13 protein-coding genes are annotated in these 11,255 nt (G+C 66.7%); 7 read left to right on the plus strand and 6 right to left on the minus strand.

Features of this window, described 5'->3' with window-relative positions; translation table 11 throughout:
* On the minus strand, positions 1 to 1,458 hold the full coding sequence (locus ACLQ2O_RS38795; protein ID WP_425842475.1) for a flavin-containing monooxygenase: 1,458 nt from the start codon (positions 1,456 to 1,458) through the stop codon (positions 1 to 3).
* 68 nt (positions 1,459 to 1,526) lie between these two features.
* Between ACLQ2O_RS38795 and ACLQ2O_RS38800 the strand changes: the two genes are divergently transcribed.
* From ACLQ2O_RS38800 to ACLQ2O_RS38820, 5 genes are all read left to right on the plus strand, one after another.
* Positions 1,527 to 2,150: a TetR/AcrR family transcriptional regulator gene (locus tag ACLQ2O_RS38800; RefSeq protein WP_425842476.1), complete on the plus strand. Its 624-nt coding sequence runs from the start codon at positions 1,527 to 1,529 to the stop codon at positions 2,148 to 2,150.
* Positions 2,151 to 2,219: 69 nt separating this feature from the next.
* A complete protein-coding gene (locus ACLQ2O_RS38805; RefSeq protein ID WP_425842477.1) occupies positions 2,220 to 3,122 on the plus strand; it encodes an ABC transporter ATP-binding protein in 903 nt (300 codons plus the stop codon).
* Positions 3,119 to 3,853 carry an ABC transporter permease gene (locus ACLQ2O_RS38810; RefSeq protein WP_425842478.1) on the plus strand — a complete coding sequence of 245 codons (735 nt, stop codon included), beginning with the start codon at positions 3,119 to 3,121 and terminating at the stop codon, positions 3,851 to 3,853. The genes ACLQ2O_RS38805 and ACLQ2O_RS38810 overlap by 4 nt, the downstream gene beginning before the upstream one ends.
* Before the next feature lie 24 nt (positions 3,854 to 3,877).
* A complete protein-coding gene (locus ACLQ2O_RS38815) occupies positions 3,878 to 5,011 on the plus strand; it encodes a sensor histidine kinase (RefSeq protein ID WP_425842479.1) in 1,134 nt (377 codons plus the stop codon).
* The gene (locus tag ACLQ2O_RS38820) at positions 5,008 to 5,616 is read left to right on the plus strand and encodes a response regulator transcription factor (protein WP_425842480.1); all 609 of its coding nucleotides are present in this window, start codon (positions 5,008 to 5,010) and stop codon (positions 5,614 to 5,616) included. The genes ACLQ2O_RS38815 and ACLQ2O_RS38820 overlap by 4 nt, the downstream gene beginning before the upstream one ends.
* On the opposite strand, the gene ACLQ2O_RS38825 is transcribed toward ACLQ2O_RS38820, so the two are convergent.
* A complete protein-coding gene (locus ACLQ2O_RS38825) occupies positions 5,613 to 6,404 on the minus strand; it encodes an aminoglycoside adenylyltransferase domain-containing protein (protein ID WP_425842481.1) in 792 nt (263 codons plus the stop codon). The genes ACLQ2O_RS38820 and ACLQ2O_RS38825 overlap by 4 nt on opposite strands.
* Positions 6,405 to 6,493: 89 nt before the next feature.
* Here ACLQ2O_RS38825 and ACLQ2O_RS38830 point away from each other — a divergent pair, with 89 nt between their 5' ends.
* Together ACLQ2O_RS38830 and ACLQ2O_RS38835 are read left to right on the plus strand one after the other, a co-directional pair.
* A complete protein-coding gene (locus ACLQ2O_RS38830; RefSeq protein WP_425842482.1) occupies positions 6,494 to 7,591 on the plus strand; it encodes a sulfite oxidase in 1,098 nt (365 codons plus the stop codon).
* A 93-nt stretch (positions 7,592 to 7,684) separates the two neighbouring features.
* Complete coding sequence (locus tag ACLQ2O_RS38835; RefSeq protein ID WP_425842483.1) at positions 7,685 to 7,912, plus strand: hypothetical protein; 228 nt, start codon at positions 7,685 to 7,687, stop codon at positions 7,910 to 7,912.
* A 65-nt stretch (positions 7,913 to 7,977) separates the two neighbouring features.
* Here the strand turns inward: ACLQ2O_RS38835 and ACLQ2O_RS38840 are convergent, their stop codons facing one another.
* The 4 genes from ACLQ2O_RS38840 to ACLQ2O_RS38855 all read right to left on the minus strand — a co-directional run.
* Positions 7,978 to 8,841 carry a hypothetical protein gene (locus ACLQ2O_RS38840; RefSeq protein ID WP_425842484.1) on the minus strand — a complete coding sequence of 288 codons (864 nt, stop codon included), beginning with the start codon at positions 8,839 to 8,841 and terminating at the stop codon, positions 7,978 to 7,980.
* A complete protein-coding gene (locus ACLQ2O_RS38845; protein ID WP_425842492.1) occupies positions 8,838 to 9,167 on the minus strand; it encodes a toxin C-terminal domain-containing protein in 330 nt (109 codons plus the stop codon). Before ACLQ2O_RS38845 ends, ACLQ2O_RS38840 begins: the two co-directional genes overlap by 4 nt.
* A gap of 286 nt (positions 9,168 to 9,453) precedes the next feature.
* Positions 9,454 to 9,825, minus strand: coding sequence for a CPCC family cysteine-rich protein (locus tag ACLQ2O_RS38850; protein ID WP_425842485.1), 372 nt, complete (start codon positions 9,823 to 9,825; stop codon positions 9,454 to 9,456).
* The coding region (locus ACLQ2O_RS38855; protein WP_425842486.1) for a polymorphic toxin-type HINT domain-containing protein at positions 9,822 to 11,255 on the minus strand (1,434 nt) is incomplete at its 5' end. The genes ACLQ2O_RS38855 and ACLQ2O_RS38850, both read right to left, overlap by 4 nt.

An 11,255-nucleotide genomic window follows, 5' to 3' on the forward strand; every position in this document is an offset into this window, starting at 1 on the left:
TCACATAGCCACTGTTTCATACTGCGAGCGGTCGAACCGCCTGGTCAGCTGCCGGAAGCGGAAGGTGAACGACGGCCAGAGCGTCGTGTTGCGGCCCTGCGCATCGAGGTACCAGCTCGTGCACCCGCCCCGCGTCCACACCGTGTTCCGCATCGACGACCGCACGCCGTCGACGAACGCGCGCTGCACCTCCGGCTTCACCTCGACCTGCCGCAACCCCTCGGCGTCCATCGTCCTCAGCGCGTCCAGGATGTACGCGATCTGCGACTCGATCATGAACACCATCGAGCTGTGCCCGAGCCCGGTGTTCGGGCCGATCAGCAGGAAGAAGTTCGGGAAGCCCGCGACCGCCGTACCAAGGTGCGCCTCCATCCCGTCGGCCCATGCGTCGCGCAGCGACACCCCGTCCCGGCCGTACAGCATGTCCATCACCGGCAGATCGGTGACCCGGAAGCCGGTGCCGTAGATGATCGTGTCGACCTCGTGCTTCACGCCGTCGTCGGTGACGATCCCGGTCGGCGTCACCTCGGTGATGCCGTCGGTGACCACCTCGACGTTCGGCCGCGCGACCGCCGGGTAGTAGTCGTCGGAGATCAGCACCCGCTTGCAGCCGAGCGTGAAGTCGGGCGTCAACCGAGCCCGGAGCTCGGGGTCGCGGACCTGCTTCTCGAGGTGCTTCTCGGCCACCTTCTGCGCCTGCTTCATGATCCCGGGCAGCTTGGCGAACCCGAGCACCATCGACTCGCGCCCCCAGTAGATCCCGGCCCGGACGGCCTTCTGCACCAGGGGAAACGCGCGGTAGACCGCCTTCTCCAGCCGACTGATCTTCCGGTCCGGCCGCGGCATCACCCACGGCGGCGTGCGCTGGAACAGGTGCAGCTCCTCGACCTCCGGCTGGATCGCCGGCACGAACTGGATCGCCGACGCGCCGGTCCCGATCACCGCGACCTTGCGGCCGCCCAGGTCGAGGTCGTGGTTCCACTGCGCGGAGTGGAACACCTCACCCTCGAACGAGTCGATCCCGTTCAGCTTCGGGTACGACGGCTCGGCCAGCGGGCCCATCCCGGACAGCAGGATCCCGGCCGTGAAATCGCCCTGGGCCGTGTGGATCAGCCAATGGTCGTCGACCCAGTGCGCGGACCGTACGGCGTGACCGAAGCGGATGTGCGGGCGGACGCGGAAGCCGTCGGTGACCTGGCGCAGGTAGGCCTCGATCTCGGGCTGCGGCGAGAACGTGCTCGACCAGTCCGGGTTCGGCGCGAACGAGAACGAGTACAGGTGCGAGGGGACGTCGCAGCGGCAGCCCGGGTAGGTGTTGTCCCGCCAGGTCCCGCCGACGTCCTCGGCGCGCTCGAGCACGACGAAGTCGTCGTACCCGGCCTGCTTGAGCCGGACCGCCATCCCGATTCCCGCGAAGCCGGTGCCGATCACGACGATCCGGTGCTGCTGCTCCGCCATCCCGAGCTCCTGTCGAGTCGAAGAACTTACTCCCAGTAAGTTACTCCGGGTCAGTTAGGATCGGCAAGGTGACGACCACCACGGACGGCGTACCGGTCAAGCGCAAGCGCGACCGCGCGGCGCGGGAGCGGGAGATCCTCGACGCCGCCGAGCGGATCTTCGGCGACCGCGGCTACCAGGGCACCTCGATGGACGAGATCGCCGCCGAGGTCGGCGTCTCCAAGCCCCTCGTCTACCAGTACTACGGCTCGAAGGACGGCCTGTTCCTCGCCTGCCTGTCCCGCCTGCGCGCCCAGCTCCTCGACGCCGTCTCCGACGCCGTGCTCGCGGCCGCGGACGCCGAGCAGGCGATGTACGCCGGTTTCGTCGCCTGGTTCCAGTTCCTCGACGACCACCCGCGCGCCTGGTCGGTGATCGTCGACGAGGGCATGCTCTCGGCCGGCCCCGCCGCCCAGGCCGCCGACGAGGTCCGCGCCGACTTCGTCGACCTGATCGCGACGATGGTCCGCCTGAACGCCCCGTCGGCCATCGACGAGGAGGAGATCCAGATCGTCGCCCAGACCATCTCCGGCGCGACCGAACGCCTGGCCATCTGGCGCACCCGCTCGACCACCCCGCCGTCCGCGCAGAAGACCGCTCGGACTCTCCAGGATCTGCTCTGGCAAGGTCTGCACACGCTGCGCGAGAGCTGACGAATGTCATAGGCACCTCGTGACGCCCGATCCAGGGCCGCGGGCGCTCCAGGCCGGAGCATTCTGGGTATGACGACAACGACTGCGGTCACCCTCAGCGGAGTGACCAGGAGGTACGGCGAAGTACAGGCCGTGGCCGGGGTGGACCTCACGATCCGGTCAGGCGAGGTGGTGGCACTGCTGGGGCCGAACGGCGCCGGCAAGTCCACCACGCTGGAGATCCTGCTCGGTCTGGTCCGGCCGGACCAGGGCAGCGTCCAGCTCTACGGCCAGTCCCCGGCCGACGCGATCGCGGCCGGCCAGGTCGGCGTGATGCTGCAGAGCGGGGGCATCATCGAGGACGCGAAGGTCGGCGAGCTGCTCGACCTGGTCGCCGGGCTGCACAAGGACCCGCTGCCGGTCACCGACGCGCTGGAGCGGGCCGGGATCGCCGATCTCGGCAACCGCAAGCTGAAGGCGCTGTCCGGCGGGCAGAAGCAGCGCGTCCGGTTCGCGATGGCGATCGTCGCGCAGCCCGACCTGATCGTGCTGGACGAACCGACCACCGGGATGGACGTCGAGTCCCGCCGCGACTTCTGGGCCGCGATGCACGCCGAGACCGCCCGCGGCCGGACCGTGCTGTTCGCGACCCACTACCTGGAGGAGGCCGACGCGTACGCCGACCGCGTGGTGCTGATGCGCGCCGGCAAGATCGTTGCCGACGGCACCGCCGCGCAGATCAAGGCGAGCGTCTCCGGCCGGACCATCCGGGCCACGGTGCCCGGTGCCGACCTGGCCCTGCTCGCGACGCTGCCCGGCGTACGGAACGTCGACACGCGGGGCGACGTGGTGCTGCTGCAGTGCGGGGACTCCGACGACACGCTGCGGTACCTGCTGGCGAACACGCCGGCCCACGACATCGAGATCACCTCCGCCGACCTCGAGGACGCCGTCCTCGCGATCGGTGCTGCCGCACAGGAGAGCAACGCATGAACCTCGACTACCTGAAGTTCGACATCAAACGGACCCTGCGCAACCGGCGCGTACTGATCTTCGCCGTCCTGATGCCGCTGGTGCTGTTCCTGATCTTCGGCGCCACGCTGCACTCGACCGACTCCGAGGGCGGAATCTCCGCGATCGCCTACGTGATGGTTTCGATGGCCATGTTCGGCTCGATGAACGCCGCGATGAGCAGCGGCGGCGTGATCGCGATGGAACGCGACGGCGGCTGGAACCGGACCCTGCGGCTGACGCCGCTCAAGCCCCAGGCGTACGTCGCCTCGAAGGTCATCCTGTCGCTGCTGCTGGCGATCCCGCCGCTGGTCGTGGTCTTCGTGGCCGGGATGATCATCGGCCACGTCGACCTGAGCGCCGGCCAGTGGATCTCGGTCGCGCTGGTCTCCTGGCTCGGCGCGCTGCCGTTCGCCGGTCTCGGCCTGGTGATCGGGTACGTCGCCAAGCCGGACAGCGTGCAGCCGATCACCGGTCTGACCACGATGCTGATCGCCGCCTTCGGTGGGCTCTGGCTGCCGATCGAGCAGATGCCGCACGTGATGAAGACGATCGTGCAGCTGACCCCGGCGTACTGGACCGGCCTGAGCTCGCGCAGTGCGCTGTCGGAGGGCGGCCTCGACATGCACGCCGTCCTGATCGTGCTGGTGTGGACGGTGGTGCTCGGAGCGATCGGGCTGCGCCGGTTCCGCGCGGACACCGCCCGCGCCTGAGCACCGCGGGTTACCGTGACGACTGTGAGCAGCAAGCAGCCCCTGCCGGATTCGCTGGCCGCCCGTGACCTGACCCAGACGGGACGCAGCTCGTGGCGCTGGCTGGGCGGCGCGGTCTGGCTGTTCTACCTGGGCAGCCCGCTGCAGGAGATCGTCCGGCACAGCGACGGTGTCCTGCGGGTGGTCGGGGTGCTCGCGCTGTTTGCCTTCGCCACGGCCTACATGTCCTTCTTCATCTGGATGCGGCAGGTCTCGTGGCGGGAGGGCGGCCTTCCGCTCTGGAAGCGCTACGGCTACCTGGTCGGTCTGCTCGCCTTGGCCGCGCTGATGCTCCCGGCCGCCGGGCAGACCGCGCTGACCACCCTGGTCTACATCACCGCGATCTCGGTGGTGATGCTGGAGCTTCGGCAGGCGATCGCCGTCACCCTCCTGACCCTGGGCGGAGCGGAGCTGTCGATGCGGCTGGTTTCCGGCTGGCACGACGACAGCAGCTACGGACTGGCGATCTTCCTGGCCGCGCTGGCGGTGTTCGGGATGCGGCGCGCGATCCAGCGCGGGACGGAGCTGACGGTCGCCCGCCAGGACTTCGCCGAGCTGGCCGTCCAGGAGGAACGCAACCGGTTCGCCCGGGACCTGCACGACATCCTCGGCCACTCGCTGACGGTGATCACGGTCAAGGCCGAGCTGGCCGGCCGGTTGATCGAGGCCAACCCGTCGCGGGCAGCGGTCGAGGTGACCGACATCGAACAGCTGGCCCGGGCCGCGCTGGCCGACGTACGGGCTGCTGTCGCGGGGTACCGCGAGCTGAGCCTGGCCGGTGAGCTGGTCTCCGCCCGAGCCGCTCTGGAGGCCGCGGAGATCCGTGCCGAGCTGCCGACCACGGTCGACGACGTTCCCGAGGCCCACCGAGAGCTCTTCGCGTGGGTCGTGCGCGAAGGCATCACCAACGTCGTACGGCACTCGGCGGCTCGCAAGTGCACGATCCGCGTCACCGCCCAGCAGATCGAGGTGCTCGACGACGGGCGTGGACCGACCGGCTCGTCAGGTGGTCACGGGCTGATCGGCCTCCGGGAGCGCGCCGACGCGGTGGGTGCGACGCTGTCCGTCGGCCAGGCGCCGGGTGGTGGGTTCCGGCTGGCTGTCAGAGTGGGTCCGTGAGCATCCGACTGCTGATCGCCGACGACCAGGCGCTCGTCCGCGGCGCCCTCGCGGCGCTGCTCGACCTCGAACCCGACCTCGAGGTCGTCGCCGAGGTCGGCCGCGGCGACGAGGTCCTGGAGGCAGCCCGGACGTCGAAGCCCGACGTCGCGCTGCTCGACGTCGAGATGCCCGGCCTCGACGGCATCGAGGCCGCCGCGGCGCTGCGTTCCGCCGTACCGAACGTGCGCGTCCTGATGGTCACCACGTTCGGCCGCCCCGGGTACCTGCGCCGCGCGATGGAGGCCGGCGCGGCGGGGTTCGTCGTCAAGGACACACCCGCGGCCCAGCTCGCGGACGCCGTACGACGGGTGCACCAGGGCCTTCGCGTCGTCGACCCTTCGCTGGCCGCCGAGACCCTGGTCGCGGGCACGAGCCCGTTGACGGCCCGCGAGTCCGACGTACTGCGTGCGGCTCGGACCGGCGGCACGGTCGCGGACATCGCCGGAGAGCTCCACCTGTCCGAGGGCACCGTTCGCAATCACCTGTCGTCGGCGATCGGCAAGACCGGCGCCCGGACGCGCGCCGAGGCTGCCCGGATCGCGGTCGACAACGGGTGGCTCTAGCCGACGTACGCCTTGAAGCTCTCCAGAGCCTTCAGGTCCCAGCCGTGCCCATCGGTACCCCTGTCTTCCGGCCTGACCTGGCGCGCACTCCGGTAACACCTCAGTGCCTGCTCGATCACAGGCCTGTGCTCCTCCGGCAGGCTCCTGATCCCCCACTCCCCGCCCTCCTCCTTGCTCACCACCTGCGGCGACTCCCGCACCATCAGCACCCGGCACGCGTTGAGCACCCCGTAGTACGGGTCGGCCACGAGATCCACGTCCTCGAGATCCGTCTCGATCGCCTCGAGGTACTCCGCGTACGGCACTTCCGCGAACACTTCCGCCGCCGGCTGCCCACTCACCACCACCCCGCGCCGCCGGACCACGCTCACGTGCGCCGCGAGATCCGCATCCGTCCCGGGCCCGGCGTACTGCCCCGCGAGGATATTCTCCGACCAGTACGCCGAGTAGTGCACCTCGTACTCCCGCGTGCCCGCCGCGGCCTGCCGCTCGGTGAGCACCGACAGCTCGAGGTCCCCCAGCATCGGTCGGGTCTTCGACCGCTCCGCCAACTGACGCGCTGCATACTCCCGTTCCGCGGTTGTGAGCGTCGCCGGGACCACGACCAGCAGATCCACGTCACTCTTCGCCCGGTAGAAGCACCCCATCGCCAGCGAACCGTGCACGTAGACCCCGGTCGTCTCCAGCCCGGTCGCCGCGAGCGCCTCCTCGACGTACCGCCTGAGGTCGGCGTCGCAGTCAGCCCACGACTGCGCACGGTCACGAGGATGCGGTACGTCGTACGCCATCTGCTGACCGTAGCCGCGAACGGCGGCTCGCGCCCTTGCTTTTCCCACCGCCGCGCGGCTTAGGGTGACCCGAGGGGAAGGGATCCGCGATGACGATCGAGCAGTTCAGCACCAAGGGCCGGCTGGCCGACACCGGCGAGGGCATCACCGGCGACGAGCTCCAGCTCGCCGCCCGCAACCACGGCATCCCGCTGGAGGCGCTGCGCTACGACCTGACGCCGCCCGGGCTGCACTACGTGCTGGTGCACTACGACATCCCGCTGACGAACGCCTACGAGTGGCGCCTCACCGTCGACGGTTGTGTAGAGCAACCAATCGACTTCGGCCTGACCGAGCTCCGCGCGATGGGCCGGCAGACCGTGCGCGTCACGCTGGAGTGCGCCGGCAACGGCCGCGCGAACCTCCACCCGCGGCCGATCAGCCAACCCTGGCTGATGGAAGCCGTCGGCACCGCCGAGTGGACCGGCGTACCGCTGGCCGCTCTTCTGGAGGCCGCCGGACTTCGTGAGGACGCCGTGGACGTGGTCTTCACCGGCGCCGACCACGGCTTCGAACGCGGGATCGAGCAGGATTACCAGCGCGGCCTCTCCGTCGCCGAGGCCCTCGAGTCCAACGCCCTGGTCGCCTGGGAGATGAACGGCCTCCCCCTCCCACCTCAGCACGGCTACCCCCTGCGGCTGATCGTCCCCGGCTGGTACGGCATGGCGTCGGTCAAGTGGCTCCGCTCGATCGAGCTCATCGACAAGCCCTTCACCGGCTACCAGAACGCCGAGGCCTACCGCGTCCGCACCGAACCGGGTGAGCCCGGCGTAGCCGTCACCCGCATCGAGCCCCGAGCCCTCCTGATCCCACCCGGCCACCCCGACTTCATGACCCGCCACCGCTTCGTCCCCACCGGCGAGGTCACGCTCCAGGGCCGAGCCTGGTCCGGCTGGGCCCCCGTCGACCGCGTAGAGATCAGCACCAACGCCGGCGCCACCTGGCAAGACGCGACCTTGGATGCCCCCAGCAACGAAGACCTCTCCTGGCGCTCGTTCTCCTTCCCCTGGCAAGCCACCCCCGGCGAACACGTCCTCACCGTCCGAGCCCACGACAAATCAGGCCGGGTCCAACCCATAGAAGCCCCCTGGAACCGAGGCGGCTTCGCCAACAACACCGCCCAGCGCCTCACTGTTCTGGTTCAGTAAACCCGCGTGTCGCTCCGTGCGTTGCCCACTCCCCGTCACATCATCAGAAGTGGGCAACGCACCGATTCCTTCTCCCCAGGAGCGATCCGCGCGATGAACGACACAGAGCTCCACCTGCACGCCAGAATCTTCCGCACCGGCACGACGTGGTACGCCGACATCGACGACGCCGGCGACCCCCTCCCGGAAGACCCGTACTGGTACGGCCTCTACGAATCCCAAAGAGCCGCCATAGACGCCGCCTGCAACCGCATAGCCACCCTCCACAGAACCAAGTGCAACCGCCTCAGCCTGATGCCAGCGGACGCCAGATCGGCCTGACACACCGCAAGACAAGGCCGACTTGCCGATATTTACAACCGATTAATCAGAATCTCCGGGCTCGATCAGCCATGGGCAGGAGCCTGCCACTTCATGCGGATCTCACCATCGGGGTCCGGCATGACGGCCGATCGGTGCGGAGCTATCGAATCCTTCATGCTGAGGGTGAATCCGTGAGCGAGAACCTCGCTCAGGTCCTCAAAACCATCCGGGTACGCCATGTAGTCGACCCTCCCGGGAAGAAGGGGCGGCCGGAACAATGTGACGCCCTCATCGATCACCTCAGGAGACAACTCGAGAATGATGGGGTCGACAAAGACTGACAGCAGGGATCGCGGCTCCATTTTTTCGGCCACCTCGACGAGATTCTCACTCGTCACCACGTACCATCGGCAACCGTAAGCGCCGTAGGCCCATCGTTCGCGCACCATCGTCAGGTCACCCGGTGAGTCACGAACCTCGACCCAGAAACCAGCGTCCACACTCGTTCTGACCGCAGGGAACTCATCTTCCGGACCCGGTGCATGACGACGGCACTCGACAACTACCTCACGGCCACGGAATCTGCTGATCAATGGCTCCGCTGCCGGGCCGACGTGCACCTGAACTGCTCCGTCCCACGCGGCGACGAGGCGAAATACCGCCCCGCCGACGAGGACACAGTACGGTCCGTCACCGGCCGCCATCCCCACGATGAGATCCAGAGCATCCGAAACCGGAAGGGACGATCCATTACGCAGGCCAACGAATCGATCAGGCAGCGGATCATTAACCTGGAGATCGACCACTTCCAGTCTCGAGATTTCGCTGTCCTTGAGAATCTCCTGGATCAGGTCCTGCAATTCATTGATATAGGAGTTCCATTTCAAGGACTCATTGAGGTCACTTCGCAACTCTTCTGCACGAGGCAGCAGCAGGAACTCACTCAATCCGCAATCCATTTGAGCCCGAACACCTCCCCGGTCGACGAAACATCGAGATCGTAGGTTCCATCACGCCCGCTCTTTTTGGTCGTTCTGAATGGATCCTTGAAATTAGCACCCTTGAAAATCCCACCCTTGTGCGCAGTTCTGTCCCAGGTAACAGAGCGGGGCAATCCGCGGCCGGGCTTACCGTGCTCTAGAATTGGGGTGTTGGCCGCAGAAAGCTTGCCATTCTCTTTATAGCCGAGATAGTGGGCTATATCAGCGGCCTGACTCTTCGAAATCGGATTGCAGTTGTCGTTGTGGACGAGTACCGGGGTTCGACCGGTCAGTACATATTACGTGTGAAAGTTCGCGATAGCCTCCCCACGCCCCGACATCCGGCGCTCATAACCACGCCAGCAGTCTTAGCCCGCTCGCGGATCTCAAGCCCTCCAAATCCAGCACCGCGCCCACACCTGTGCCATAGACCCCGAGGGTCAACAACTCCACCAGACCCGGATCTGGCCGGCACCTCAGACGACAGACTCCGGCCGCTCATGCCACGTGCGGCGAATTCCGCCGCCCACGAGTTCAGCCGATCCCTCGCCGGAATCGGCTGAACTCTCGCGCCTTACGCTACAGAAGTCTCCAGAACGTTGGGCGCCACCAGTACAGTCGGGTGCGGTCCTCTGGCCAGTCGCCTTCGACGTCCCATGGCTTCTCGAAATTGTCCTTCTCGAGATCCACCGGCCGGAAGCCCGGGTCTACCGAAGGTCCGGAATCGGTCGGGAGACTTTTCGAGACGAAGGCCGACTTCGCGACCCCTCGCTTGGCGTACGAACGCTGTGCTTCCACAAGCGAGACACGGTTCGCTCCTCCGCCTCCCCCGGGCCAACGAAGTTGAACCAGGTCGTCCTCCCACCCGCAGACAGGGCAAATCGAGTACGACCCTGGATCCGAGTGGTGAACGAGGCGACCACAGCAAGGGCATGGATACAAGGCCGTCATGGGATATCAACTCCCGGTTGCCGCTTGAAGTAGTCCAGCCCGTCGTCCGGTTTGAAGAACGTGATAATGCCGTCGCTCGAGGCAGACCCGAACTCACCCGACTGCGGGTCGAAGAAGCGATCTCTCCCACTTGCCCCGTCCCGTTTGAGCAGGACACCAGGTCGACGCCCATCACAGGTGCACATCAGGTCTTCGGCTGCATACTTGTACTCCGCCAAAGTTTCGAACCCCATTTCCGCACCATGATCGTCGAAGTGTTCATTCACATTTGCGGCACCCGTCCACTTGTCGCCGAAACATCCACTGTTGTGTACAAGTACCGCAGTTCTGCCGGCCAGCACATAGTACGTGTGGAGGTTGGCGACGGTGAGGTTGTGCACGCGGGCGGGAGTGGTGTACCCGCGGAGTTTGGCCACGGCGATACTGGCGTTGGAAGTCGGTGTCGAATCCAGTCGGTCACCCACGCGTAGTTCGCCGGCGTCGGCCCAGTCATCCTCGGTCGGCAGGTAGAACGGGTGGCCCTGGGTGGCCACGATTGTCGACTCTTCGGTTGACCTGCCCTTGCGGGCGATGGTCGTGATCTCCACCAGACTCTTCGAGCCCTCGCCGATGATTGTTCGCACTACCGGCTGCGCTGAGGTCTTTCCTGTAGCCGGATCGGTGGCCAAGACTCTGTCGCCGAGTTGCAGGTCTTCGATGGGGCTGGACGAACCGTCTGCCATGAGAACTCTCGTGCCCGGCAGGAACGAGTTGATCGGACAACTCTCAAGTGCCTTCGTCGATCTTCGCCAGTCCTTGATCCCGTCGATGGCCTCTTCCGCGAGCTTGGCGATTCGCCCGATGAGCGCGGCAGCCTTCTTCCACTTCCATGGAGCGCCGTACTTGGTGGCCAGCTTGCCGAGGATTCCACCGACGAATGAGCTCAGGACAGTGACTCCAGTGGAGACGCACGAACTGATGTCGCCTTCGGTGAAGCAGTTCAAGGCGTCGGTGACACCGAACTCGTCCGCGACGATCTTCACCAGATCCTTGATGATCCGCTTGACTTTCTTGACTGCCGCGGCGCGATTTTCCTTGTGCCAACTGACGTACTGCTCGACCTGTCGTTCGATCTTCTCCGACTGCGGCGTAGCACGGTCCTTCGCAACCTCGGCCTCGACCTCGTGGTACCTCTGGGGATTATCGCCACCCGGGGATGGAATGCTGGTGCCGTCCGGAAGGTCGACCAGGACCGCGAGGCCGTCCGGGTCCGACATGGAGACCGGGCTGTTGGTGGCGTAGGCGTAGGCGTTGAGCTGCTGAGGATTGGTCCGGTCGACAAGTGGGTCGACCGAGATGAAGCGGCCCAGGTCTGGGTCGTACTCGCGATCCCCGAGGTGGGTCAGGCGGGTTGATGGATCGAGTTGGCCGTCGACGAAGCCTCGGGACTT

The organism is Kribbella sp. DT2, assembly GCF_049844575.1.
Classification (GTDB): domain Bacteria; phylum Actinomycetota; class Actinomycetes; order Propionibacteriales; family Kribbellaceae; genus Kribbella.

Bases quoted from the DNA above. Each gene is read 5' to 3' on its own strand.
- ACLQ2O_RS38795 (WP_425842475.1), bottom strand. From the start codon at position 1,458: ATGGCGGAGCAGCAGCACCGGATCGTCGTGATCGGCACCGGCTTCGCG.
- ACLQ2O_RS38805 (WP_425842477.1), top strand. From the start codon at position 2,220: ATGACGACAACGACTGCGGTCACCCTCAGCGGAGTGACCAGGAGGTAC.
- ACLQ2O_RS38810 (WP_425842478.1), top strand. From the start codon at position 3,119: ATGAACCTCGACTACCTGAAGTTCGACATCAAACGGACCCTGCGCAAC.
- ACLQ2O_RS38825 (WP_425842481.1), bottom strand. From the start codon at position 6,404: ATGGCGTACGACGTACCGCATCCTCGTGACCGTGCGCAGTCGTGGGCT.
- ACLQ2O_RS38830 (WP_425842482.1), top strand. From the start codon at position 6,494: ATGACGATCGAGCAGTTCAGCACCAAGGGCCGGCTGGCCGACACCGGC.
- ACLQ2O_RS38835 (WP_425842483.1), top strand. From the start codon at position 7,685: ATGAACGACACAGAGCTCCACCTGCACGCCAGAATCTTCCGCACCGGC.
- ACLQ2O_RS38850 (WP_425842485.1), bottom strand. From the start codon at position 9,825: ATGACGGCCTTGTATCCATGCCCTTGCTGTGGTCGCCTCGTTCACCAC.